This is a genomic window from Streptomyces sp. NRRL WC-3626 (assembly GCF_000718785.1).
In the GTDB taxonomy this organism is placed as follows: Bacteria; Actinomycetota; Actinomycetes; order Streptomycetales; family Streptomycetaceae; genus Streptomyces; species Streptomyces edwardsiae.
This window is the reverse complement of the sequence record NZ_JOCA01000028.1, coordinates 76,006-101,745: the sequence shown is the minus strand read 5'-3', so window position 1 is coordinate 101,745 and position 25,740 is coordinate 76,006. Positions and strand designations below refer to the sequence as shown.

At 71.8% G+C, this 25,740-nt stretch carries 19 protein-coding genes; 8 read left to right on the top strand and 11 right to left on the bottom strand.

Features of this window, described 5'->3' with window-relative positions:
* The first annotated feature begins 132 nt into the window (after positions 1-132).
* Entirely contained in the window at positions 133-2,583 is a 2,451-nt protein-coding gene (locus IF28_RS0132040; RefSeq protein ID WP_030227795.1) for a DNA gyrase/topoisomerase IV subunit A, read from the top strand.
* Here the strand turns inward: IF28_RS0132040 and IF28_RS0132035 are convergent.
* Positions 2,580-3,629 carry a CobW family GTP-binding protein gene (locus tag IF28_RS0132035; protein WP_106982184.1) on the bottom strand — a complete coding sequence of 350 codons (1,050 nt, stop codon included), beginning with the start codon at positions 3,627-3,629 and terminating at the stop codon, positions 2,580-2,582. The genes IF28_RS0132040 and IF28_RS0132035 overlap by 4 nt on opposite strands.
* Positions 3,630-3,948: 319 nt before the next feature.
* Here IF28_RS0132035 and IF28_RS0132030 point away from each other — a divergent pair, with 319 nt between their 5' ends.
* Positions 3,949-4,506: a DUF6082 family protein gene (locus IF28_RS0132030; RefSeq protein ID WP_030227789.1), complete on the top strand. Its 558-nt coding sequence runs from the start codon at positions 3,949-3,951 to the stop codon at positions 4,504-4,506.
* Between the two features lies 1 nt (position 4,507).
* Here IF28_RS0132030 and IF28_RS0132025 read toward each other — a convergent pair whose 3' ends face one another.
* On the bottom strand, positions 4,508-4,747 hold the full coding sequence (locus IF28_RS0132025) for a hypothetical protein (protein WP_030227786.1): 240 nt from the start codon (positions 4,745-4,747) through the stop codon (positions 4,508-4,510).
* 294 nt (positions 4,748-5,041) lie between these two features.
* On the opposite strand from IF28_RS0132025, the gene IF28_RS0132020 reads away from it, so the two are divergent.
* The 3 genes from IF28_RS0132020 (at position 5,042) to IF28_RS0132010 (ending at position 8,399) form a co-directional block, all read left to right on the top strand.
* The gene (locus IF28_RS0132020; RefSeq protein ID WP_030227783.1) at positions 5,042-5,980 is read left to right on the top strand and encodes a sucrase ferredoxin; all 939 of its coding nucleotides are present in this window, start codon (positions 5,042-5,044) and stop codon (positions 5,978-5,980) included.
* 80 nt (positions 5,981-6,060) lie between these two features.
* Entirely contained in the window at positions 6,061-7,722 is a 1,662-nt protein-coding gene (locus tag IF28_RS0132015; RefSeq protein WP_030227780.1) for an ATP-binding protein, read from the top strand.
* Entirely contained in the window at positions 7,719-8,399 is a 681-nt protein-coding gene (locus tag IF28_RS0132010; protein WP_030227778.1) for a response regulator, read from the top strand. The genes IF28_RS0132015 and IF28_RS0132010 overlap by 4 nt, the downstream gene beginning before the upstream one ends.
* A gap of 149 nt (positions 8,400-8,548) precedes the next feature.
* On the opposite strand, the gene IF28_RS0132005 is transcribed toward IF28_RS0132010, so the two are convergent.
* The 3 genes from IF28_RS0132005 to IF28_RS0131995 all read right to left on the bottom strand — a co-directional run bounded on the left by IF28_RS0132005 (position 8,549) and on the right by IF28_RS0131995 (position 12,807).
* Positions 8,549-10,141, bottom strand: coding sequence for a cation acetate symporter (locus IF28_RS0132005; RefSeq protein WP_030227775.1), 1,593 nt, complete (start codon positions 10,139-10,141; stop codon positions 8,549-8,551).
* On the bottom strand, positions 10,138-10,587 hold the full coding sequence (locus IF28_RS0132000; RefSeq protein ID WP_030227773.1) for a DUF485 domain-containing protein: 450 nt from the start codon (positions 10,585-10,587) through the stop codon (positions 10,138-10,140). Before IF28_RS0132000 ends, IF28_RS0132005 begins: the two co-directional genes overlap by 4 nt.
* A gap of 96 nt (positions 10,588-10,683) precedes the next feature.
* Positions 10,684-12,807, bottom strand: a complete 2,124-nt coding sequence (locus IF28_RS0131995; RefSeq protein WP_030227769.1) for a DNA gyrase/topoisomerase IV subunit B — start codon at positions 12,805-12,807, stop codon at positions 10,684-10,686.
* A 441-nt stretch (positions 12,808-13,248) separates the two neighbouring features.
* On the opposite strand from IF28_RS0131995, the gene IF28_RS0131990 reads away from it, so the two are divergent.
* Positions 13,249-13,479, top strand: a complete 231-nt coding sequence (locus IF28_RS0131990) for a DUF7455 domain-containing protein (protein WP_030227767.1) — start codon at positions 13,249-13,251, stop codon at positions 13,477-13,479.
* Between the two features lie 165 nt (positions 13,480-13,644).
* On the opposite strand, the gene IF28_RS0131985 is transcribed toward IF28_RS0131990, so the two are convergent.
* The 6 genes from IF28_RS0131985 to IF28_RS0131960 all read right to left on the bottom strand — a co-directional run bounded on the left by IF28_RS0131985 (position 13,645) and on the right by IF28_RS0131960 (position 22,447).
* Positions 13,645-14,478 (bottom strand): S1 family peptidase, encoded by an 834-nt coding sequence (locus IF28_RS0131985; RefSeq protein ID WP_030227764.1) that lies wholly within the window; start codon positions 14,476-14,478, stop codon positions 13,645-13,647.
* Positions 14,479-14,622: 144 nt separating this feature from the next.
* Positions 14,623-16,152, bottom strand: a complete 1,530-nt coding sequence (locus IF28_RS0131980; RefSeq protein ID WP_030227761.1) for an RNA polymerase sigma factor — start codon at positions 16,150-16,152, stop codon at positions 14,623-14,625.
* A gap of 428 nt (positions 16,153-16,580) precedes the next feature.
* Positions 16,581-17,468 (bottom strand): FadR/GntR family transcriptional regulator, encoded by an 888-nt coding sequence (locus IF28_RS0131975; RefSeq protein ID WP_030227758.1) that lies wholly within the window; start codon positions 17,466-17,468, stop codon positions 16,581-16,583.
* Positions 17,469-17,631: 163 nt separating this feature from the next.
* Positions 17,632-19,545 carry an ATP-binding cassette domain-containing protein gene (locus IF28_RS0131970; protein WP_030227756.1) on the bottom strand — a complete coding sequence of 638 codons (1,914 nt, stop codon included), beginning with the start codon at positions 19,543-19,545 and terminating at the stop codon, positions 17,632-17,634.
* 111 nt (positions 19,546-19,656) lie between these two features.
* Positions 19,657-20,415 carry an NUDIX hydrolase gene (locus IF28_RS0131965; protein WP_030227753.1) on the bottom strand — a complete coding sequence of 253 codons (759 nt, stop codon included), beginning with the start codon at positions 20,413-20,415 and terminating at the stop codon, positions 19,657-19,659.
* A gap of 409 nt (positions 20,416-20,824) precedes the next feature.
* On the bottom strand, positions 20,825-22,447 hold the full coding sequence (locus tag IF28_RS0131960) for a DUF4192 domain-containing protein (RefSeq protein WP_051713948.1): 1,623 nt from the start codon (positions 22,445-22,447) through the stop codon (positions 20,825-20,827).
* A gap of 138 nt (positions 22,448-22,585) precedes the next feature.
* Here IF28_RS0131960 and IF28_RS0131955 point away from each other — a divergent pair, with 138 nt between their 5' ends.
* A complete protein-coding gene (locus IF28_RS0131955; protein WP_030227751.1) occupies positions 22,586-24,751 on the top strand; it encodes a RecQ family ATP-dependent DNA helicase in 2,166 nt (721 codons plus the stop codon).
* Positions 24,752-24,963: 212 nt separating this feature from the next.
* Positions 24,964-25,578: a hypothetical protein gene (locus IF28_RS0131950; protein WP_030227750.1), complete on the top strand. Its 615-nt coding sequence runs from the start codon at positions 24,964-24,966 to the stop codon at positions 25,576-25,578.
* The last annotated feature ends 162 nt before the right edge of the window (positions 25,579-25,740 follow it).

Here is a 25,740-nt window from a genome sequence, read left to right as displayed (position 1 = left end):
CCCGAAAAACGCCCCGTACCCTTCCCACCCCAGCACCCCCACAACCAGGTCCTGGTCCCACCTGTCAGTGCGACAGTCCACAATGGTCCGCGTCAGATCCCGTCCACACGCTTCAGCAAGGAGCCGGCAGCGATGGCCCGCCGCAGCACGAAGACCCCGCCGCCCGACGACTCGTACGAGGAGAAGATCCTCGACATCGACGTCGTCGACGAGATGCAGGGCTCCTTCCTCGAGTACGCGTACTCGGTCATCTACTCCCGCGCCCTGCCGGACGCGCGCGACGGCCTCAAGCCGGTGCACCGCCGCATCGTCTACCAGATGAACGAGATGGGCCTGCGACCCGAGCGCGGCTACGTGAAGTGCGCCCGCGTCGTCGGCGAGGTCATGGGCAAGCTGCACCCCCACGGCGACGCGTCGATCTACGACGCCCTGGTCCGCATGGCCCAGCCCTTCTCGATGCGCGTCCCCCTCGTCGACGGCCACGGCAACTTCGGCTCGCTGGGCAACGACGACCCGCCCGCCGCCATGCGGTACACCGAGTGCCGGATGGCCGAGGCCACCAGCCTGATGACCGAGTCCATCGACGAGGACACGGTCGACTTCGCGCCCAACTACGACGGTCAGGAGCAGGAACCGGTCGCGCTGCCCGCCGCGTTCCCGAACCTCCTGGTGAACGGCGCGTCGGGCATCGCCGTCGGCATGGCCACCAACATGCCGCCGCACAACCTGCGCGAGGTCGTCGCGGCCGCCCGTCATCTGATCCGGTATCCGAACGCCGACCTCGAAGCCCTGATGAAGCACGTCCCGGGCCCCGACCTGCCCACCGGCGGCCGGATCGTCGGCCTGTCCGGCGTGCGGGACGCGTACGAGACGGGCCGCGGCACGTTCAAGATCCGCGCGACGGTCACCGTGGAGGAGGTGACGGCCCGTCGCAAGGGTCTCGTCGTCACCGAGCTGCCGTTCACGGTCGGCCCGGAGAAGGTCATCGGCAAGATCAAGGATCTGGTCGGCTCGAAGAGGCTCCAGGGCATCGCCGACGTCAAGGACCTCACCGACCGCGAGCACGGTCTGCGGCTGGTCATCGAGATCAAGAACGGCTTCGTGCCGGAAGCGGTCCTCGAGCAGCTGTACAAGCTGACGCCGATGGAGGAGTCCTTCGGCATCAACAACGTGGCGCTGGTGGACGGCCAGCCGCTCACCCTGGGCCTCAAGGAACTCCTCGAGGTCTACCTCGACCACCGCTTCAACGTCGTACGACGCCGTTCGGAGTTCCGCCGCAGCAAGCGGCGCGACCGCCTCCACCTGGTCGAGGGCCTGCTCACGGCCCTGGTGGACATCGACGAGGTCATCCGCCTGATCCGCTCCAGCGAGAACTCCGCGCAGGCGAAGGAGCGCCTGATCGAGCGGTTCTCGCTGAGCGACATCCAGACCCAGTACATCCTGGACACGCCCCTGCGCCGCCTCACCAAGTACGACCGTATCGAGCTGGAGTCCGAGAAGGACCGGCTGAACACGGAGATCGAGGAGCTGACCCGGATCCTCGACTCGGACGCCGAGCTGCGCAAGCTGGTCTCCACGGAACTGGCCGCCGTGGCCAAGAAGTTCGGCAACGACCGCCGTACGCTGCTGCTGGAGTCGGGCGGTGCCCCGGCCGCCGTCGTACCGCTGCAGGTGGCGGACGACCCGTGCCGCGTGCTGCTGTCGTCCACGGGTCTGCTGGCCCGTACGGCGGACAACGGGCCGCTCGCCGACGACGGCAAGCGGGTCAAGCACGACGTCATCGTCTCCGCCGTGCCGGCGACGGCCCGTGGCGAGGTCGGCGTCGTCACCTCGGCCGGCCGTCTGCTCCGGCTGAACGTCGTGGACCTGCCGCAGCTGCCGGAGGCGATGCCGACGCCGAACTTGTCGGGCGGGGCGCCGCTGGCCGAGTTCGTGTCCCTGGAGGACGACGAACAGGTGGTGTGCCTGACCACGCTCGACGAGTCGTCCCCCGGCCTGGCGCTCGGCACGGAACAGGGTGTCGTCAAGCGGGTGGTGCCCGACTACCCCTCCAGCAAGGAGGAGCTGGAGGTCATCACGCTCAAGGAGGGCGACCGGATCATCGGGGCGATCGAGCTGCGCACGGGCGAGGAGGACCTCGTCTTCATCAGCGACGACGCACAGCTGCTGCGCTATCCGGCCGCGCAGGTCCGCCCACAGGGCCGTCCGGCGGGCGGTATGACGGGCATCAAGCTGACCGACGGAGCGAAGGTCATCTCGTTCACCGCGGTCGATCCGGCCGCGGACGCGGTGGTGTTCACGGTCGCGGGCTCGCGCGGCACGCTGGACGACTCGGTGCAGACGACGGCCAAGCTGACCCCGTTCGACCAGTATCCGCGCAAGGGCCGGGCCACCGGCGGCGTGCGCTGCCAGCGGTTCCTGAAGGGCGAGGACTGTCTGGCCTTCGCCTGGACGGGCCCGGTCCCGGCCCGTGCCGCGCAGAAGAACGGCACGGCGGTGGGCCTCCCGGAGCCCGACCCGCGCCGCGACGGCTCGGGCGTGTCCCTGCCGAAGACGGTGTGGGTGGTGGCCGGACCGGTCTAGGCCGCCGGGTCCTCCGCCGGATCCCGCACATAGCGCAGTACGCCCCACATGCCGTGCTCGTCGGTGTGTGGGGCGTCGTCGCTCCCGCACGCCTCCAGCTCCTCGCGCAGCGCCCCCGCGTCGATGCCGGCCCCGATGAGCACGAGCTGCGTGAGCCGCTCCTCACCGGCCGGCCAGGGTTCGATACAGAACCGCAGGAACCGTCCCACGGCATGGACGGCGTACCGGTTGCGCACGTCGTACGGGCCGAAGTCGACGTACCCCTTGATCCGGTAGAGCCCCTCGGGCCGGCTGTCCAGGAACCGCATCAGCCGCCGCGGGTCCAGCGGGCGCCCTGAGACGAAGGAGAGGCTGTCGTAGGCGGCGTGCAGATGCCCGGTGTGGTCGTTCTCGTGGTGATGCAGATCGTCGAACGACAGCTGCCCGACGCGCTCCCGGCTCGGCCTGCAGTCGAAGAGGAACTCGGGGTCGACCCGGCCGTGCGTGGCGGGGACGACGGCCGCCCGGTCGACGAGCGAGCGGACCAGCGTCAGCACGCGCGGGGCGTCCGTGACCCGGTCCACCTTGTTGACGACCACGAGATCCGCGAGACCGAGATGCCGGTCGATCTCGGGGTGGCGGGCCCGGGTGGCGTCGAACTCGGCGGCGTCCACGACCTCGACGAGTCCGCCGTACACGATGTCCGGGTGCTCACTGGCGAGCACCATCCGCACGAGTTCCTGCGGTTCGGCGAGGCCGCTGGCCTCGATGACGATGACGTCGATGCCGGCGGAGGGGCGGGCGAGCCGCTCCAGGTACACGTCGAGTTCACTGCCGTCGACGGCACAGCAGAGACACCCGTTGCCCAAGGACACGGTCGAGTCCCCGAGCGCCCCGGCGACGGCCATCGCGTCGATCTCGATGGCCCCGAAGTCGTTGACGACCGCGCCGATGCGGCTGCCGCCGCTGCGGTGGAGAAGGTGGTTGAGCAGGGTGGTCTTCCCCGATCCGAGGAACCCGGCCAGTATCACGACCGGAATCCGCCGCCCGCCGCTCCGCGCCACCACACGACCCCTCTCACCCCTGGGCGTACCCCGGCTCACGTCCGCGCGTACGCGCGGACAACGACTGACGCACCAGGATACGAGCCATGAGAACGGCGGCGAAGTGAACGATTGTTAGCAGCGTCCACGGGGCAGACGTTGGGCAAGGCGCCGGTTTGTGCGACCCTCGCTTCCCTCCGTGCGCCTCCTCTCCGCCTTCCCGCCGATCAGAGCCGCTCGGCACCCTGGAAGGCGGCAAGCGCCGCCCACCGCTCGCCGGTTCCCTACAGTCGACCCGCACCCCGACGACCGGCGGACGGCGGCCTGATCGGGGGTATTTGACATGGCCACACAGAACAGTGGGATACGGGGGCTCGGCTCCGCGGTCGCGGTCTGCCTGGGTATGGCGGCGGGCGCGTGTGCCGCCATGGCGGCGCAGCGACAGGCCCTGGCCACGTTCAGCGAGCGCCTGGATCACCTGGAGAAGCGTGCGGTGACACAGCGGCAGGCCAATCTGGCCATGCAGCAGCGCCAGCACTGGGAACTGCTGAGCAAGGCGATCGACGACCCGGAACTGGCCGAGGTTCTGGACCTCTACGAGGTTCCCCTCACCGCGCAGAAGCGCCGCCAGTATCTGTTCGCCAACGCCCTGTACACGAACCTGCTCTGCTACTACCGCATCGGCAACATGAGCAGGGACGAGTTCTTCAAGCACGCGCGCGGCATGTTTCAGAACCCGGTCGTGAGGGACTACTGGTACGCGACCGGGCACCAGCGCGCGAGCCTGACGGGAACCGTCGAGGCGGAACTCGGCCAACTGATCGACGACCTGCTGCTGCAGCTCGACGAAGCCGACACCGACGAGTGGTGGGTGGTCGGGGAGCCGCCGCTCGACTCGTGAGCTACGCGTCCGGGATATCCGCTTTCGCCTTGATCAGGGTCTCCCTGGTGATCACGACGATGCGCTCGTAGTCGGCGCGGGCGGCGTCCTCGGGCAGTTGGGAATCGAGCGAGTCGGTGACATCCGTACCGATGACGGCGAAGTTGCCGTCTGCCAGCTCAAAGACGTCGGGGCACGTCGCACCGGTGGAACTGCCCCGATGGCGCGGAGCGACACCGAGACGGCGGATGATCTGACTCACTGTTGAATTTCCTCTGCTCTCAAGGCACGAGCGCCTGCGCCCGCTGCCGCGCGATGCGCGATCGCATCTTCGCAGGTCCAGCACACACCGCGACGCACGCAACGCGTGCCGCATTCCTATCACTCGGCGACATGAGGGCACCCCCGCTCCGAGGAATCATCCGCAAGAGTGAGCGCGTAAGCGAAGAATCGATGATCAGCCCGGTTCACGGCAATTGTCACCCTGCCGGCCGGCCCTCGCGGTACGGGTGGGCCGACATGCCACGCGTGTGCAACTCAGGTTAGGCTCACCTCTGTGAGTACGTGCTCAATCGTCTCCCGCGAGCTCGACGAGCCCATCGCCGGAACCGCGGCCACCGCGAGGACCTGGCTGCTGCTCGAGCAGCCCGGCCCCTGGGGTGCCAAGGCGCTCACCTCCAGCCATCTCGACCCCGCCCTGGGTCGGGCGCTGGAAGCCGCCGCGCAGGGCACCGGGGTGCGGATCGCGCTCATAAGACGGCCCGGGCGGCACGCCGACCGCCGGATGCCCGCCACGCGCCGGGTGTACGTGGCCCACACCGTGCCGGGAAACGTGTGGCTGTACGCCGCCACCACCACCGACCCGGAACACCTCCTCGGCCTGGACTTCGCCGCCCTCGGCAGCGGCGAACCGGAGTCCTTCGCGACCGCGCTCGGCGGCCGGCCCCACGAGGGCGATCCGCTCGCCCTCGTCTGCACCAACGGCAAACGCGACCGCTGCTGTGCCCTCCTCGGACGTCCCCTGGCGGCCGAGCTCGCCGCCTCCGGGGTCGAGGGCGTCTGGGAGGTCACCCACCTGGGCGGCCACCGCTTCTCCCCCACCGTCCTGTGCCTGCCGTACGGATACGCGTACGGGCGGGCCGAGGCGCATGCCGTCAAGCAGGTGCTGCACAGCGCCCAGGAGGGCCGCGTCGTCGTCGAGGGATGCCGGGGCGGTTCCGCCTGGGAGCGGCCCGGTCAGGCGGCCGAGCTGGCGGTGCGCCGCGCGGTGGGCGAGTACGCCGCGGAGGCCCTGAGCGTCGTACGGACGGACGGCACGGCGCCCCGCTGGGAGGTGACCGTCGCCCACGCGGACGGGCGCCGGTGGCTGGTGGAGGTCGCCCAGGGCGCCTCACTGCCGCCCCGTCCGGAGAGCTGCGGTTCGGTGCTCGGTTCGCCCGCGCGGATGGACGTCGTGGGCGTGCGCGAGGTGACGATGACGGCGCTGGCCGGCTGACCGGACCCGTCGGGCAGGGGCCGGGAGATCCCCGCCACACCCCCGCGGCACCCCGCGCCACGCCGCGTACGGTCAGGGGTATGAGCTCCACTCCCCCCGCGCGCCGCCTGCGCCTCGGCCTGCCCCGGCGGGTGTTCTCGCAGGTCCTGCTGATGCAGTTGTCGATCGCCGCGGGCGTCGCCGTACTGGCCACCGGGCTGTTCCTCGCGCCGCTCGGCGACCAGCTGGACGACCAGGCGATGCGCCGCGCGCTCGCGATCGCGCAGACCACCGCCCAGCAGCCGCAGATGGCACAGGACCTGGAGGGCACCGCACCGGCGCCGGACGGCCCGGTGCAGCGGGAGGCGGAACGGATCCGGAAGGCCACCGGCGCCGAGTACATCGTGGTGCTGGACCTGCGGGGCGTGCGCTGGTCGCACACCGATCCGGAGCGGATCGGCGGACTGGTGTCGACCGACCCCGGTGAGGCACTGGCCGGGCAGGACGTCATGGAGATCGACGACGGCACCCTCGGGCGCTCCGCGCGGGGCAAGGTGCCGCTGCGGAACGAGGACGGCGAGATCATCGGCGCGGTCTCGGTCGGCATCGCCTACGACAGCGTCCGGGCCCGGCTGATCCACGCCATCCCGGGACTGTTCGCGTACGCCGGCGGCGCCCTGGCCGTGGGCGCGATCGCGGCCTGGCTGATCTCCCGGCGCGTGCAGCGACAGACCCGTGACCTGGCCTTCTCGGACATCGCGGCACTGCTCGCGGAGCGGGAGGCGATGCTGCACGGGATCCGGGAGGGCGTCGTCGCCCTGGACCGCGACGGCCGTGTCCGGCTGCTGAACGACGAGGCGCAGCGGCTGCTGGGGATCGGTGAGGAGGCCGTCGGCCGCTCCCCCGACGCCGCGCTCGGCGCGGGGCGCACAGCCGACGTACTGGCCGGGCGGGTGACCGGCACCGATCTGCTCACCGTCCGCGGCCGGCGGGTCCTGGTCGCCAACCGGATGCCGACGGACGACGGCGGCGCCGTGGCCACCCTGCGCGACCGCACGGAGCTGGACCGGCTCGGCCGGGAACTGGACTCCACGCGCGGGCTGATCGACGCGCTCCGCGCCCAGGACCACGAGCACGCGAACCGTATGCACACCCTGCTGGGACTGCTGGAGCTCGAGATGTACGACGACGCGGTGGAGTTCGTCGGCGAGGTCGTCGGTGATCACCGGGCCACGTCGGAGCAGGTGACCGAGAAGATCCGGGATCCGCTGCTCGCGGCGCTGCTGGTGGGCAAGGCGACGGTCGCGGCCGAGCGCGGAGTGGCGCTGTGGGTGTCGGACGGCACCCGGCTGCCGGACCGGCTGATCGACCCCCGGGGGCTGGTCACCGTCGTGGGCAATCTGGTGGACAACGCGCTGGACGCCGTCGCCGGTGCGCCGCACGCGCGCGTGGAGGTCGAAGTGCGTACCGAGGGGCGTACGGCGGTGCTCGTGGTGCGCGACACCGGGCCCGGCATTCCGCCGGAGCACCGCGAGTCGGTCTTCACCGAGGGCTGGTCCACCAAGGAGCCGCCGGCCCACCGCGAGCGCGGCATCGGGCTGCCGCTGGTGCGCAGGCTCGCCGAGCGGCAGGGCGGGAGCGCGGAGGTGGGCGAGGCGCCGGGCGGGGGCGCTGAGTTCACCGTCGTCCTGCCCGACGCCCTGACGGAGGCGGGCGCGGAGCCCGCGCTCACCGGTGCGCGGGCCGAGGAGGAGTCGCGGTGATCGAGGTCCTGGTCGTGGACGATGACGTGCGGGTCGCGCGGGTCAACGCGGCGTACGTCGCGAAGGTGCCCGGGTTCGTCGTCACCGGCGAGGCGCACAGCGCGGCGGAGGCGCTCGCCCGGCTGGAGGCGGCGCCCCGGCCGGATCTCGTCCTCATGGACCACTATCTGCCCGACGAGACGGGGCTCGCGGTGGTGCGGGAGATGCGCCGGCGCGGCCTCCAGACCGATGTGATCATGGTGACGGCGGCGCGGGACGTGTCCACGGTGCAGGCGGCGATGCGGCACGGCGCCCTGCAGTACCTGGTCAAACCGTTCGCCTTCGCCGGGCTGCGCGCCAAGCTGGAGGCGTACGCGGAGCTTCGCCGCACCCTCGACGGCGGCGGTGAGGCGGAACAGGCGGAGGTGGACCGTATCTTCGGCGCGCTGTCGGCGCCCTCCGATCCCCAGCTGCCCAAGGGGCACTCCCCCACCACCGCCGAACTCGTACGGCGGGCGCTGATGAACGCCGACGGCCCGTTGTCCGCCCAGGAGATCGCCGAACGCACGGGGGTGAGCCGGCAGACCGCCCAGCGCTATCTGAAGCTGCTGGAACGCACGGGACGGGCCACGCTGACCCTGAAGTACGGCGACGCGGGCCGCCCGGAACACCGGTACGTGTGGGCGACCCGCGCCTGAGGCACGGCCCATGGGGGCGGGGGAAGGAACCGTGCCCCTCCCCCTTTACGGATGGCGGCGCCGTCCGTCTCCGTCGTGCGGCCCGCCAGGGGGGTGTCCGACGCATGAGCGCGCGACGCCGCGGGCATGCGCCGGCCCCCCTGGGCGCTCTACACCGCGCCCGCGCCGGTCAGTGAGCGCACCTCGGTCTCCGCGTGCTTGGCCTCGTCGGGGAGCTCGGGTGAGGTGACCGTGCCCAGCCAGCCGGCGAGGAAGCCCAGCGGGATGGAGACCAGACCGGGGTTCTGCAGCGGGAAGAGCTGGAAGTCGACGCCCGGGAAGAGGGAGGCGGGACTGCCCGAGACCACCGGGGAGAGCAGCACCAGCAGCACGGCGGGGACCAGGCCCCCGTAGACGGACCATACGGCGCCGCGTGTGGTGAAGCCGCGCCAGAACAGCGAGTACAGCAGCACGGGCAGGTTCGCGGACGCGGCCACGGCGAAGGCGAGGCCCACCAGGAACGCCACGTTGAGGTCGCGGGCGAGCAGACCGAGGGCGATCGCGACCAGTCCGACGCCGACCGAGGCGACGCGGGCCACGGCCACCTCGCTGCGCGGCTTCCCGCTCCGGCGCCGCAGGGAGGCGTACAGGTCGTGTGCGACGGAGGCCGAGGAGGCGAGTGTGATCCCCGCGACCACGGCGAGGATCGTCGCGAAGGCCACGGCGGCGACGACCGCGAACAGGATCGTGCCGCCCGTGGAGCCGACACCGCCGCCCAGGTCGAGGGCGAGCAGCGGAACCGCCGTGTTCCCGGACGCGTTCGACGCGCGTACGGTGTCCGGTCCGATGAGGGCGGCGGCGCCGAAGCCGAGCACGATCGTCATCAGGTAGAAGCCGCCGATGAGTCCGATCGCCCAGACCACCGACCGCCGTGCCGCCCGCGCGGTGGGGACGGTGTAGAAGCGGGACAGGATGTGCGGCAGTCCCGCCGTGCCGAGCACCAGCGCGAGACCGAGGCTGATGAAGTCGAACCGGGCGGTCCAGTCGCCGCCGTAGGCGAGACCGGGGGCGAGGAACGCGTCGCCGTGGCCGCTGCGTTCGGCCGCGGTGAGGAGCAGCCGGTTGAAGTCGCCGTGGAAGCGCAGCAGGACGAGGACGGTCAGCACGACGGTGCCGCCGAGCAGCAGGACCGCCTTGACGATCTGGATCCAGGTGGTGGCCCGCATCCCACCCAACGACACGTAGATCACCATGAGTACACCGACACCGACGACGGTCCAGGCCCGGGTCGCCTCTCCCGTACCGCCGAGCAGCAGCGCGACCAGGCTGCCCGCACCCACCATCTGCGCCACCAGATACAGAACGGACACGGTGACCGAGGAAGTTCCCGCGGCGATGCGCACCGGCCGCTCCCGCATGCGCGCCGCGACCACGTCGGCGAGGGTGAACCGGCCGCAGTTGCGCACCAGTTCCGCGACCAGGAACAGGACCACCAGCCAGGCCACCAGGAAGCCGACCGAGTAGAGCATCCCGTCGTAGCCGACGAGGGCGATGAGTCCGGAGATGCCGAGGAAGGAGGCGGCCGACATGTAGTCGCCCGCGATGGCAAAACCATTTTCCATCGGGGAGAAGAGCCGGCCGCCCGCGTAGAACTCCTCGGCCGAACCCTGCCGGTGGCGGCTCACCCAGGTCGTGATGCCGAGGGTCACCGCGACGAACGCGGCGAACAGCAGCAGTGCCGCCGTCTGGTGATCTCCCGTCATGCCGCGCCGCCTCTCCCGCGCGCGAGCTCCTGGGCGTCCCAGCGCAGTTCCAGCGCCGCCCGGTCCCGGCGCAGCCGCGCATGGCGGACGTAGGCCCAGGTGAGCAGGAACGTGGTCAGGAACTGGCCCAGTCCGGCGAGCAGGCCCAGGTTCACGGCGCCCGCGACGGGCCGGGCCATCAGCCCCGGCGCGGTCGTGGCGGTCACGACGTACGCCACGTACCAGGTGAGGAAGGCGATGACCGCGGGTACCACGAACCGCCGGTACCGGCTGCGCACCTCCTGGAAGGCCGCGCTGCGCTGTACTTCGAGGTAGACGTCGGCGGCATCCGCGCGCGGGGCCGGTGAGGTCGTCTCCGCAGGGCCGGACGATTCGCCCCAGCCCGAGGCCAGGGCGTCGTACCAGGGATCGTCGTACCTCACGTCCCCCGAGTTGCTTTGCTGCATACCCAAGGATGGACAGAACGGGAAGATCCCTGACTCTTCTTCCCGTTCCTCTTCACCCCATCAGGTGATTCGCCCCGCATGCGCCCCGCGCGGGCGCTATGCGTCGATGCGTGAGCGGTCCAGCGTCGCCGCGGAGCTGGAGATGAACTCCTTGCGCGGGGCGACGTCGTTGCCCATCAGCAGGTCGAAGACCTGCTCCGCGGCCTCCAGATCGGTGAGGTTGATCCGCCGCAGGGTGCGATGGCGCGGGTCCATGGTGGTCTCGGCCAGCTGGTCGGCGTCCATCTCGCCGAGGCCCTTGTAGCGCTGGATCGAGTCCTTGTAGCGGACGTTCTTGCTCTGGAACTCCATGAGCTTGTCCCGCAGTTCCCGGTCCGAGTACGTGTAGACGTACTTGTCCTGGCCCTTCTTGGGCTGGATCAGCTCGATGCGGTGCAGCGGCGGCACCGCGGCGAACACCCGGCCGGCCTCGACCATGGGCCGCATGTAGCGGTGGAACAGGGTGAGCAGCAGGGTGCGGATGTGAGAGCCGTCGACATCGGCGTCGGTCATCATGATGATCTTGCCGTAGCGGGCCGTGTCGATGTCGAAGGTCCGGCCCGAGCCGGCCCCTATGACCTGGATGATCGCGCCGCACTCGGCGTTCTTCAGCATGTCCGTCACGGACGACTTCTGGACGTTGAGGATCTTGCCGCGGATCGGCAGCAGCGCCTGGAACTCGGAGTTCCGGGCGAGCTTGGCCGTGCCGAGCGCGGAGTCGCCCTCGACGATGAACAGTTCGCTGCGGTCCACGTCGTCGCTGCGGCAGTCGGCGAGCTTGGCCGGCAGCGAGGAGGACTCCAGGGCCGTCTTGCGGCGCTGCGCGTCCTTGTGCTGACGGGCCGCGATACGGGTCCGGGCCGCGGCGACGGCCTTCTCCATGACCACGCGGGCCTGCTGGGCGTCGTCCCGCTTGGTGGAGGTCAGGAACGCCTTGAGCTCCTTGGAGATCACGGTGTTCACGATGCGGCGGGCCGCCGAGGTGCCGAGGACCTCCTTGGTCTGGCCCTCGAACTGCGGCTCGGCCAGCCGGACCGTGACCACCGCGGTGAGGCCTTCGAGGGCGTCGTCCTTGACGATGTCGTCCTCGGCCACGCGCAGCATCTTCTTGGTGCGCAGCACCTCGTTCATCGTTTTGGCGACGGCCTGCTCGAAACCGGCGACGTGGGTGCCGCCCTTGGGGGTGGCGATGATGTTGACGAAGGAGCGGAGCATGGTGTCGTAGCCCGTCCCCCAGCGCATGGCCACGTCGACGCCGAGCTCGCGGGTGACCTCGGTGGGCGTCATCTGGCCGTGCTCGTCGAGGACGGGGACGGTCTCCTTGAAGGTGCCCTGTCCGGTGAAACGGAGCGTGTCGCAGACGGGGCGGTCCGCGGCGAGGAACTCGCAGAACTCGCTGATGCCGCCGTCGAAGCGGAAGGACTCCTCGCCCTTGCTGCCGCCCTCGCCGAGCCCGTACTCGTCGCGCACGACGATGGTCAGGCCGGGGACCAGGAACGCGGTCTGCCGGGCGCGCTGGTGCAGCGTGTCCAGGGCGAGCTTGGCGTCCTTGAGGAAGATCTGGCGGTCGGCCCAGTAGCGCACGCGTGTGCCGCTGCGGGTCTTCGGGATCTTCTTGGCCCTGCGCAGTCCGCTTCCGGCCTCGAACTTCGCGTCCGGGCTCCCGGTGGCGAAGGCTCCGGGAACCCCGCGCCGGAAGCTGATCGCGTGGGTGTGCCCGCCCCGGTCCACCTCGACGTCCAGCCGCGCGGACAGCGCGTTGACGACGGAGGCGCCGACGCCGTGGAGACCGCCGGAGGCGGCGTAGGAGCCGCCTCCGAACTTGCCGCCGGCGTGCAGCTTGGTCATGACGACCTCGACCCCGGAGAGGCCGGTCTTGGGCTCGACGTCGACCGGGATGCCCCGGCCGTTGTCCCTGACCTCCACCGAGCCGTCGTCGTGGAGCACCACGTCGATGTGGTCGCAGTAGCCTCCGAGGGCCTCGTCCACGGAGTTGTCGATGATCTCCCAGAGGCAGTGCATCAGGCCACGGCTGTCGGTGGACCCGATGTACATACCGGGGCGCTTCCGCACGGCCTCGAGCCCCTCGAGGACGAGCAGGTGCCGCGCGGTGTAGTTGGAACCGTCCCGGTCTGCTCCTGCCAGCAGCGCTGTGGACGGCACGGACGTCTCGGCGGTCACGCGGTTCGCTCCTCGCTGAATTTCAGATGCGGCCCTCTTGGGTAAGGGCGCGGCTTCAGTCACCGGTGAGAGGGTACCGAGGCCTGGTAGAGCCGTTGTCACGCCACCCTCGCTTCAGCCCACCCTAGTCCAGGGTCGCATGCGTGTTCGATCCCTCGATGGAGTGAAGCACACATCACGTTCCCTTCCAGGCATGAACCATTTAGGCTCCGGGCACGTCCTCATGAACAACCGGCAAGCCAGCCGGGAGGGCCGACCACCGATACGAACGCGAATCCGTACGACACATCAGACACGCACTACGGCACATTCGCCGCCAACCGGCAGCAGCCGACCGCCTCGGAAAGATTTTTTCGAGGAGAAGCCACGAGCGGGAACGTTTTGGGGCTGGTTGGATGTTGACCCTGGTACGACAGCTCGTCGAGCTAGAGAAGAGGCGACGTGACTACTGTTCTGACCCCCGCGAGCCCGCTGACGGCCGCCGATCGCTGCGACCGCTGCGGCGCCCAGGCATACCTGCGCGTCGTCCTGCTGAGCGGCGGAGAACTGCTCTTCTGCGCCCACCACGGCCGCAAGTTCGAGCCGGAACTCAAGAAGATCGCCGCTGAGATACAGGACGAGACGGAGCGGCTCACCGCCCCCGCGGCACCCGCTCCCGACGAGGAGCGCTGACCCGAAGAGCGCCGACAGAGCGCCGACACCTCGCGTCCGACGACGAGCAGCCCGGCACAGGCCGGTGAGCGGGCGGCTGCCTCCCTCGGGGAGGCGGCCGCCCGTCTCATGCCCGCGGGCGCCAGCGGCCGCCGAGCGGCTCGTGGGCGCCCTCCTCGTCCGCTCTCAGCCCTGCGGCCACCCGAGGGTCCGCAGGATGTCCGAGACACGTGTGTACACCCCGGGGCTGCCGGCCCAGCCGCACCCCGCCCCCCAGGAGACGAGCCCTATCAGCCGCCCCTGGGCCACCAGCGGCCCGCCACTGTCCCCCTGACAGGCGTCCCGGCCGCCTTCCACCTCTCCCGCGCACAGCATCGTCCTGGCGCGGTAGGTGCCCTCGGAACCGCCCGGATACGCCTTCTCGCACAGCGCGTCGGGCTGCACCCGCACACGCGCAGCGTGCAGGCTCCCGGCGTAGGAACCCGACCCTGTGGTGTCCCCCCATCCGTAGACGGTGGCGGGGGTGCCCGCGCGGTAGGCGGGATCACCGGTCCCGGCCATGGCTATGACGGAGCTCGAGGGCAGTGGCTCGGCCAGGCTGAGCACGGCGAAGTCGCCGGAGTTGGTGACACCGTCGTAGCGCGGGTTCACCCAGGTGTCGCGTACGGCGATCTCCCGACCGCGCTCCGAGAGCAGTTCCGTGCGCCCCGCGATCACCCTGAGGTCGCCCACCCGGTCCGGAGCCGCCCCCAGCACCTCCTCGTCCATGCAGTGGGCCGCGGTCAGCACGGTGGTCCGGCCGACCGCCACACCCCCGCAGAACTGTCCCGCCCGGGTACCTCCGAACCGGTCACGGCTGGACAGCGCCACGGTCCACGGCCCCTCCGAGACGTCCACGGGGAAGCCGCCGACGACGATGCTGTCGGCGGTCGCGGGAAGGGCCGAGGCCAGCGGTATGACGGTCGCGGCGGCCGCGAGGGCCAGCGGCCGGGCCAGGGCCCGGGCAAGACGACGTCGCATGCGCGCTCCTCACACTGGGGTGATCCTTAGGCACCCACAGTGAGGGACCTCTCCCGGGCCCGCACCCGCGCGGCAGCGCGAAGGCCCGGCCCCCGCGAGCGGGAACCGGGCCTGGCGCACGACTGCCCGTCGTGGCGGTCCTGCCTAGTCGAGGTAGTCGCGCAGCACCTGGGAGCGCGACGGGTGGCGCAGCTTCGACATGGTCTTGGACTCGATCTGGCGGATGCGCTCGCGCGTGACGCCGTACACCTTGCCGATCTCGTCGAGGGTCTTCGGCTGACCGTCGGTGAGACCGAAGCGCATGGAGACCACACCGGCCTCGCGCTCGGACAGGGTGTCGAGCACGGAGTGCAGCTGCTCCTGCAGCAGCGTGAAGCTGACCGCGTCGGCCGGGACGACCGCCTCGGAGTCCTCGATGAGGTCACCGAACTCGCTGTCGCCGTCCTCGCCCAGCGGGGTGTGCAGGGAGATGGGCTCGCGGCCGTACTTCTGGACCTCGATGACCTTCTCCGGGGTCATGTCGAGTTCCTTGGCCAGCTCCTCCGGGGTGGGCTCGCGGCCCAGGTCCTGGAGCATCTGGCGCTGCACGCGGGCGAGCTTGTTGATGACCTCGACCATGTGCACCGGGATACGGATGGTGCGGGCCTGGTCGGCCATCGCGCGGGTGATCGCCTGACGGATCCACCAGGTGGCGTACGTGGAGAACTTGTAGCCCTTGGTGTAGTCGAACTTCTCGACCGCGCGGATCAGACCGAGGTTGCCCTCCTGGATGAGGTCCAGGAAGAGCATGCCGCGGCCGGTGTAGCGCTTGGCCAGGGAGACCACCAGACGGAGGTTGGCCTCGAGCAGGTGGTTCTTGGCGCGGCGCCCGTCCTCGGCGATGATCTCCAGCTCGCGCTTGAGCTTCGGCGCCAGCTTGTCGGCGTTGGCCAGCTTGTCCTCGGCGAACAGACCGGCCTCGATGCGCTTGGCGAGCTCGACCTCCTGCTCGGCGTTGAGCAGGGGAACCTTGCCGATCTGCTTGAGGTAGTCCTTGACCGGGTCGGCGGTGGCACCGGCGGCGGCGACCTGCTGGGCCGGCGCGTCGTCCTCGTCCTCGTCGGAGAGCACGAAGCCGGCGCTCTCGGCGCCCTCGGGCTCCTCCGTGGCCTTGGTGTCCTCGACGACCTCTTCGTCGGCCAGCTCGGCGTCGTCCTTCTTGGCCGCGGTCTTCTTGGCGGGCGTCTTCTTGGCCGTGGCCTTCTTGGCCGTGGCCTTCTTGGCGGTCGTCTTCTTGGCAGCCGCCTTCTTGGCGGGTGCCTCCTCCTCGACGGCGGGGTCGGCGGACGGGGCCGCCGGAGTCGCGGTGGCGGTCGCCTTCCGGGCGGTCGCCGTCTTGGCCGCGACCGTCTTGGTGGCGGTGCGCTTGGCGGGGCTCTTCGCTGCGACGCTCTTGCGGGTGCGCTTGGGCTCTGCGGCACTGACCATCAGCGTCACACCCTCTTCCTCGAGGATCTGGTTGAGGCTGCGCAGTACGTTCTTCCACTGAGTGGCCGGAATCTGGTCAGCTTCGAAGGCCCGACGCACGTCATCGCCGGCGATCTGCCCCTCAGCCTTTCCCCGCTCAATGAGCGCCATGACAGAGACGGACTCGGCGATCTCCGGCGGGAGCGTACGGGATGTGCTGGCCGACACGAACAACCTCTCGGAACGTTGGAAAACGGCTTCCGGCCCCGTCCACAGTGGACAGGAGCCGACCGCCGGCTTGGGGATGGGCCGACGGCGCGGGCGGGGGCCGGGGAAGTTGCACAGCGCCTTGAACGGCGTCCGTATTCCCTCCGCGGCTGTCACCTCTTAGGTCATCGCGTTCCCTCAAGGAGCGTTACGCCCATTCCGCGTGGCCCGAGTCACACCCCGTAAGCGCACAGAATCGGTCAAACAATAACGAAAGCGGTCACTCAGGGGCATGGAGGTCTCCTCTTCGAGTCTGCCACGCCCCTCCGGCCGTCGGACCCCGTGGGATCGTCGACGATCCCACGGGGTCCGACGGGGGACGGCTCAGCGGTGAGGCGCTGCCACAGGAGGGGGATGGCACGCCGGACCTCGCCGTCCGCGGAACGCGGTCAGTGCTCGCGCGGGGCGGGCACCACGCGTTCCACCTCTGGGTGGACCGTCAGAAGTTGACGCATGGCCGATTCGGCCGCCGCGCCGTCACCGCCGGCGAGGGCGTCGACGATCCGGCCGTGCTGCACCAGGGAGGCCTCGTTCGGCCGCTCACAGCCCGTGACCGGCCCGCCCGAGACCTGCAGCGCGGCGGACACGATCCCGGAGAGGTGCTCCAGCATCCGGTTGCTGGCGACCTGGATGAGCAGGGAGTGGAACTCGGAGTCGGCGCGGGCGAACGTGAGGGCGTCACCCTGCCCCATGGCGTGCCCCATGATCTCCACCATGTCGGCCAGCCGCTGCTGGACGTCCTCCCGTCCGTGGCCGGCCGCCAGGCGCGCGGCGAGCGGCTCGATCGTCCAGCGCAGCTCGCTCAGCTCACGGCGCTGGTCGTCCCGCTGCGGCCCGAAGGCCCGCCACTCGATGATGTCCGGGTCGAGCAGGTTCCAGTCGCTGACCGGGCGCACGCGCGTGCCGACGTTCGGACGGGCGCTGACCAGTCCCTTGGCCTCCAGGACGCGGAGCGACTCGCGGACTACGGTGCGGGAGACCTCGAAGCGCTGGCCGATCTCCTCCGGCACCAGCGGGCGGTCGGCGCCGAGGTCCCCGGAGACGATCATCTGACCCAACTGCTGGACGAGTTGGCCGTGCAGTCCGCGTCCGCGGCTGCCCGCGGACCGCCGGCCCACACGGCCCAGCTCCGGATCCGCGCCGTCCCACGCGGGAGCCCCGACGCGGTCGACGCCGGGCGCTTCGGCGTAGGGGTAGCGGTCGAGTTCGCCCGGGCTCGCGAGGCCGGAGTCTGCGGAGCGGGCGGCGGTCATCATGGTGTGCGCAAGGGTACTCACGCATCTTTTGTCGGCTTCGCTTCCAACTCCCTTGAGGTCTTTGGTGAAAAGCACACGAAAGGGTGATCGCTCACCCCGTCGCAATTGACGCCTTATCGGAAAGATGCGGACTTTTTGCGGGGAGTTGCGGCCAGCGGAGGGCTCTGGTGTTCACGGACGGTCGTCATCGGACCCTGCTTCGCAGGCCGGTGAACAGATACGCGCACAGCAGTGCCGCCAGCGACAACGTCAGGGCTCCGCCGACGGGTTGGGCGACCATGCGCAGTACGGCGTCCAGCTGCCGCTCGCCCCCGAAGGGCCACCGCAGCGGCAGACCGTCCCGCAGCCGCGACGACAGCGGGGCCGGGGAACGCACCGACGACCCGTCCATCGCCTTGTGCACCAGCGGCACCACGAGCAGGGGTACGGCGACGACGACGGCAAGACCGGCGGTGGTGGACCGGAACACGCCCGCGGCCAGCACGCCGGCGCAGGCGCACCCCGTCACGAGGCCGAGCCAACCCGCGCTCAGCGGCAGCCAGTCGGCGGGAACCTCCACGAGCTCCCGTCCGTATACGAGATAGAGCAGTTCGGCGTCGCAGCCGACGGTGAGCACGGCCAGCACCAGCGCGGTGCCTGAGGCCACGAGGAGTTTGGCGGCCAGCAGCCCCAGCCGCCGGGGCACGGTGCCGCGGTCGGCCGCCAGCGCGGGATGGCGGAACTCGTCACCGAAGGCCAGCGCGCCGAGCAGTCCCGCGCCGAGCGCCGCGGGCGGCAGTGGCAACTCCCGCGGCCAGGCCGCCAGCAGGCGCGGCTGCGGGGTGTGCCCGGCCCGTGCCAGCAGTACGGCGGTGAGCCCGGACACCGCGAGCACGGCCGCTCCGACGAGGAACCCTGTGGCGACACCCGTGGCCCGGCGGATCTCGTAGCGCAGGGGGCGGAGAGGTCTGGGCGCGGCCCGGACGGCGACGGGTGGCGGCAGCCCGGCACCGGCGTCGCGCGTACGGGCGGCCCGGCGCGAGCGGGCCGGTACGTCGTCCGGCGTCTGCCGGGGTTCCGTCGCGGACCCGGGGGCCGCTTCACCGGCCGGGGCGGCCGGGTGGCGGTCCGGATCGTCCTGCGTGTCGTCCGCGGGCGGTGACACGGCGGCTTCCGGCGGGGCCGATCGCGCGCCGACGCCGGCCCGGGGCGCTGTCCCGTCCGGTTCCGGGGCGCCGGCGCCCGGGCCCATGTCGCCGATCTCGTCGGCCAGTTGGTGGACGACGATGCCGTGCCGGAAGGCGATCTCGCCGATGTCCGCGCAGGTACCGCCGTAGACGCAGAGGCGGTTGCCTCCCTCGTGCACGACCTCCACGGACCGCCGGGCGGCCCGGGCCTCCTGCGCGAGGAGGGCGGAGAGCCGGGCGGCGTGCGGGCTGCGGACGGCGACACGGGGGCGCAGCCGGGTGCGCGAGAAGTCCGCCACCGGCTGGTCGGCGACGAGTCTCCCCCGCTCCAGGGTGACGACATGGTCCGCGATCCGTGCGGCCTCCTTGGGGTCGGCCGTGGTGCACAGCACGGTGCCGCCCTGGGCCGCGTACGCCCGCAGCATGTCGTGCAGCCGGTGGTTCTCGCTGGTGGAGAGGCTTTTCGCGGGCTCGTCGAGAACGAGGGTGTGCGGGTCGGGCAGCAGGGCGCAGGCCAGTCCGAGGCGGCGGTCCATGCCGCGGGACAGGGTGCCGAGGCGTTCGTCGCGCAGGCTCACGAGCCCCGCCGCTTCGAGTACTTCGTCGGCCCGGCCGACCGGTACGCCCGCGGCGGCGCACAGCATGCGGAGGTGCCCGCGGACGGTACGGGCGGGGTGTCCCGGCACATCGCCGAGCAGTACGCCGACTTCGTGGGCGGGATGGGGGATGCGGTGCAGGGGGCGGCCTCTGAAGTAGGTGATGCCACGGCCGCGTTGGAGCTCGAGCATGAGCCGGAGCGCCGTGGTCTTGCCGGCGCCCGGCGCTCCGAGCAGCGCGGTGACGCGGCCCGCGTGCGCCTCGAAGGAGACGTCGTCGACGGCGGGCGGAAGCTCTTTGCGGGGGCTGCTGGTCAGTCCGGTGGCCTGGATCACGCGATGCAACATAGCGTGCCATATGGGGTTTTCCGGGCATCGCGCGGCCCGTCGGTGAAGGTGAAGGGCGCCGTCCCGCCGGGCCCGTTGGCCGGGCCGGGCCGCCCCGCGTCAGACCTCGGGGCGCAGCATCGGGGGGTTGAGCAGGGTGGCTCCGCCGGCCCGGAAGAGCTGGGCGGGGCGGCCGCCCTGCCGTGTGGTGGTGCCACCGGTGGGAACCAGGAAGCCCGGTGTGCCCGTCACCTTGCGGTGGAAGTTGCGCGGGTCGAGCGCCACGCCCCAGACCGCCTCGTAGACCCGGCGCAGCTCGCCGACGGTGAACTCGGGCGGGCAGAACGCCGTCGCCAGCGACGAGTACTCGATCTTGGAGCGGGCGCGCTCCACTCCGTCCGACAGGATCTGGGCGTGGTCGAAGGCGAGGGGCGCCTCCGGCTCTCCGTCCCTGCCGGAACCACCCTGCTGCAGCAGTTCCTCGACATGCGCCCAGCGCGCGTTGCTGGCGTCGCCCCCCGCCCGGGGCGCGGGCAGGTCGGGGGCGAGGGCGAGGTGGGCGACGCTGACGACCCGCATCCGCGGGTCCCGCTTGGGATCACCGTACGTGGCGAGCTGTTCCAGATGAGCGCCGTTGTCCTGGGCGGGGATGGCGGGGTCGTGCACCCGCAGCCCGGTCTCCTCTGCCAGTTCCCGGGCCGCGGCCTGTGCCAGATCCTCGTCGTCCCGTACAAAGCCTCCGGGCAGTGCCCAGCGCCCCTGGAACGGCGCCTCGCCCCGGCGTACCGCCAGCGCGCACAGGGCATGGCGGCGTACGGTCAGTACGACCAGGTCCACGGTGACGGCGAAGGGCGGAAAGGCTGACGGGTCGTAGGGCATGCGGCGATCATAGTCGTCTGCCTGACGATAAACACTCCCTTCGCCGACCGTATCGCCAACTGATCCACTTCGGTCAGGCGGGTCGTATCGCAGGACGCGATGCCATGTCCCGTCCGGCAGACCTCCGTTCGCCTGTGCCGGGGCCCGCGGGATCCGGAGCGCGCCCGCGACGCTCCTCATGGCGGGCAGCCGCGCTTCCGCCACCCTGGGAGGCTCCCCCGGTGCGGCACGGGCGGGGTCCAAGTCGCCCCGCCGACGTCGGCGCCCGCCCGGGCAGCCGCCGTCTGTCCGTCCTCCCCCGGAACGCGTCCGGTCCCCCGGCCGGCACGGCGCGGACCGCATCCCACCACCTGTCCACCAGGGCCCCGAGGACGAGCGCCGACACGATGAACGCGACGCCGGCACTCACTCACTCCTCCCCGTCACCATGCTGGTGGCCGGCCTGTGCGCCCGGCTGCGAGCTGCCACGGCGGCGGCGCGCGCCCGGACCGCTCGTTCCGGGACCGGCCGTGCCGGGACGCGTCCCCTTCTCGCCCGCACCACCCGGGCGCGCGCCACCGTCCGCCGCGGGGTGCCTGCTCGACACCGAGGCACGGGGGTGCGGCACCCGACGGCCCGGCCGGCCGCCCTCCGCGCGGTTCCGGCGCGGGAGGACGCCGCCGGTGCCGGGCGTCCGCGTTCGAGGCCGGCGGGGCAGGGGAGGAAGAGCTCCGGGGTCCGGGACCCCGGGTTCGGCCGCCGGTGGCTCGCGGTCGCCCCGCTGCCCCGGCTCCGCGCCCGTCTCTCCCCGGTCCTCGCGCGCGGACCGCAGGCAGTGACGGATCGACTCCGGGTCGAGTCCCTCGTTGCACGCCTGGTGGAGAAGCCGCGCGAAGAGGTAGTCGGGATCGGCGCCCAGGGCCATGGCGAGGGCCTCCCGGGCCTCCAGTTCGTCCCCTGTGGACCAGGCGACCCACCCGGCGAGGGTGAGGGGTGCCGCGGCGTGTTCGCCGTACGCGCCCACGCAGCGGCGGGACAGCGCACGCCACAGACGGAGGGCCGGGGCTGCCTCGTCGTCCTCCATCCACCCGGCCGCGCGGTCGCGGGTCGTGCGGTCCTGCAGTCCGAGAATCAGCTTCGCGGCCTCGTCGTGCCCGAGCAGTTCGTCGTCCCGCAGGTCCGCCGGACGCACGCCCGACACGGGCCGGGCGGTGGCGAACCGGCGCAGGATCCGCTCGGCCAGCCGCAGCGTCTCCTCGGCCACCTCGGCCCGGCCCTCGGCGTCGAGAATCCTGGGGATCAGTGCCTGGCCGGCGGCGTCCAGGGCGGCCTCCTGCTCCCGGGCGGCGGAGTACTCCCACGGCAGCAGCCGGGCGCGCAGTTCGCTCAGGGTGCCGCGGACCTGGAGGCCGGCGTAGGTGGCGGCGGCGGCCAGCACCGACGTGCCGGGCAGGCCCATCGGCGTCCCCTCGCCCGGACAGCATCCCTCGTCGTCGCAGCAGTACGACCAGAAGCGGCCGCCGGAGACGCACAGGGCCTCCACCACCGGGATGTCCAGGGCGCCGCACTCCAGTCGCAGGATGCGGGCGAGCGGGCCCAGCCGTTCCTTGACCTGCCGGCCGGATTCGCCCCTGCCGGGCTCGCGGCAGAGGAAGACGACCATCTGCTCGGGCCTGACGCCCCGGCGCTCGCTGCCCTTCACCAGGCCCTGTGCCAGCTGCCGGCCGGCGGAAGGCCAATCGTCGGGGTTGTCGGGGATGCCGAGGCGGGCGCGGCCGCCGAACCGGCCCCGCCCGTCCTTGTCGTGCAGCGCGACCAGGACGATGCTGTCCTCCGGGCGGTAGCCCAGGAGGTAGGGCAGGGCGTCGGCGAGCTCGGCCGGGGAGCGCAGGGTGACCTGCTGCCCGTCGCCATGGCTGTCGTACGCGGTACAGGTGAGGTCCTCCGGATCCGGTGCGCGGCCCTCCGCGCCGCCGGGTGTCCGAGAATCGGCGTCACGGCCCGAGATGTCACCGTTCTCTGAGGATCCAGTGGATTCGCTGTGATTCGTCATGCGAAGACCATCTCGCGGATTGCCGGCTTCCGCTTTGCCCTGTGGATAAGTCCGACCAGGGACATGTCACCGAGGGACGGCTGCACGGGTCCGCCGCCGCACCGCCCGCATGTCAGCGCCGTCCTGTTGTATGGACCCATGGAGCACACGAGCAACGCGGACCTCCGCACGGCCGCCGACGCGGTTCTCGCCCGTCTCGTCGGGGACACCTCCGGCGAGGCCCGGCTGCGTGAGGACCAGTGGCGGGCGATCGAGGCCCTGGTCGCCGACAAGCGCCGGGCCCTGGTCGTGCAGCGCACCGGCTGGGGCAAGTCCGCGGTCTACTTCGTGGCCACCTCGCTGCTGCGCTCCCGGGGAAGCGGCCCCACCGTGATCGTCTCCCCGCTGCTCGCGCTCATGCGCAACCAGGTGGAGGCCGCCGCCAGAGCCGGTGTCCACGCCCGGACCATCAACTCCTCCAACAGCGAGGAGTGGGACTCCACCCAGGAGGAGATCGCCGCGGGCGGCGTCGATGTGCTGCTGGTGAGCCCGGAGCGGCTGAACAACCCGGACTTCCGCGACCAGGTCCTGCCCAGGCTCTCCGCCGCGACCGGACTCCTTGTGGTCGACGAGGCGCACTGCATCTCCGACTGGGGGCACGACTTCCGCCCGGACTACCGCCGGCTGCGCACCATGCTCGCCGACCTGCCGGAGGGCGTGCCCGTCCTCGCCACCACCGCCACCGCCAACGCCCGGGTCACCGCCGACGTCGCGGATCAGCTGGGCACGGGGGGCTCGTCGGACGCGCTGGTACTGCGCGGCCCGCTGGACCGGGAGAGCCTGAGCCTGAGCGTGCTGCGCCTACCGGACGCGGCACACCGGATGGCCTGGCTCGCCGACCACCTGGACGAACTCCCGGGCTCCGGGATCATCTACACGCTCACCGTGGCCGCCGCCGAGGAGGTCACCGCCTTCCTCCGGCAGCGCGGGCACACCGTCGCCTCGTACACAGGCAGGACGGAGAACGCCGACCGGCAGCAGGCCGAGGAGGACCTGCTCGGCAACAAGGTGAAGGCCCTGGTCGCCACCTCCGCCCTCGGTATGGGCTTCGACAAGCCCGACCTGGGTTTCGTGGTACATCTCGGCTCGCCGTCCTCCCCCATCTCCTACTACCAGCAGGTCGGCCGCGCCGGGCGCGGTGTCCGGCACGCCGAGGTTCTGCTGCTGCCGGGCAAGGAGGACGAGGCGATCTGGGAGTACTTCGCGTCCCTCGCCTTCCCCTCGGAGGAGCTGGTGCGCCGTACGCTCGACGTCCTCGCCCGCGCCGGCCGGCCCGTGTCGCTGCCGGCCCTCGAGCCGCTGGTGGAGCTGCGCCGCTCCCGGCTGGAGACCATGCTCAAGGTGCTCGACGTGGACGGGGCGGTGAAGCGGGTCAAGGGCGGCTGGATCGCGACCGGGCAGCCGTGGACGTACGACGCCGAGCGCTACGCGTGGGTGGCACGCCAGCGCAGGACCGAACAGCAGGCGATGCGCGAGTACGCGGCGACCGGCGACTGCCGGATGGAGTTCCTGCAGCGGCAGCTGGACGACGAGGGCGCCAAGCCCTGCGGCCGCTGTGACAACTGCGCGGGCTCGCGTTTCACCGCCGCGGCCTCGGCGGCCGCGCTGGAGGCGGCCCGGGTGGACCTCGTCCGGGCGGGCGTCGAGGTGGAGCCCCGGCGGATGTGGCCGACCGGGCTCCCGGCGATCGGCATGGACCTCAAGGGGCGCATTCCGGCCGGGGAACAGGCCGCTCAGGGCAGGGCGCTGGGGCGGCTGTCGGACATCGGCTGGGGCAACCGGCTGCGTCCGATGTTCGCCCCCCAGGCGCCGGACGGGCCGGTGCCGGACGATGTCGCGCGGGCCGTGGTGGAGGTGCTGGCCGGCTGGGCGAAGGGGCCGGGCGGCTGGGCTCCGGGCGCGGCGGACCCACAGCCCCGGCCGGTCGGGGTGGTGACCCTCGCCTCCCGCAGCCGGCCCCGGCTGATCGGCTCGCTCGGGGCGCGCATCGCGGAGATCGGGCGGCTGCCGCTGCTGGGCTCGCTGGCGTACACGGGTGAGGCGCACTCCGCCTCGCGGAGCAACAGCGCCCAGCGGCTCAAGGCCCTCGACGGGGCGCTGACCGTGCCGCCCGACCTCGCCGCCGCGCTCGCCGTGGCACGGGGCCCGGTTCTTCTGGTGGACGACTACACGGAGACGGGCTGGACCCTCGCGGTGGCGGCGCGTCTGCTGCGCGGGGCCGGTGCACAGGGTGTGCTGCCGCTGGTGCTGGCCGTACAGGCCTGAGGGTTCGCCCCGCCCAGCGGGTGGGGATATTAGCCGTGGATCACCCGATACCGGGCCGCTGCATCAATTGCTCGTTGCCGCATCCAAGTTCGACAGGAAGAATTGAAGTCCGCACCCGCACGGCTCGCCCGCCGATCAGGTAGGGCTCCGTTGCGTGCGCGCTCCCCGAATCCGACCCTGCCCGCAGTCCGGGCGTAGCCGAAGGGAGGACCGTGACCTTCGGATTCGCTCCGTCCTCGGCGGCATCGCTGTCGACGTCCGCCACTTCCGCCAACCGCGTGCTCGAACCCGCGGAGTGGTCCGCCGCGGGAATCCCGCTGCTGCGCAGCCCGCGGGAGGTCGTCAGCGGGCTGCACGCCCGGCATCATCCCGGTCCGGCGACGGCGGTCGTCGCCGTGCTCGATCCGGACGAACGCGTGCGGGCGAGCGCCTCGTTCACGCGACGTACGGCGTCCGCGGACGGCTGGCTGCTCCGCAATGTGCTGCTGTCCCAGTTGCGCCGGGTGATCCCGCACGATCTGCGGCGCCGCACCCCGGTGCGCACCGCCGTGCTGCTCTACTGCCGCGACGGCGACGCGCGCTGGACGGAGGAGGACGGTGCGTGGATGTGGGGGCTGCGGGACGCCTGCACGCTGCACGGGCTGCGCTGCGGGGCGTACATCACGCTGACGCGTGACGGTTGGCAGGTCCTCGGCGAGGGGCGGGGCGGCCGCCATCCCAGCACCGGTTCGGCGCCGGAACCGTTCGCCACGTCCTCGGCGCCGCCCCGGATACCGCGCACCGGCGGCGCCGCGTCGGAGGTGCTGCGCCGCGCCGCGGCACGCTGACCTCACCGGGGTGCCGGGCGGACCGCACGGCGGCGCCGCGTCCGCACGGTGCCCGAACCGGCCCGGTACCAGGGCTGCGGAGGCACGAGACATCGGCCCCTGCGGCCCCGGTACGCCGTGTTCCCGGCCGTGCGGACGCCGCGACCGCGGCGTCCGCGTCCC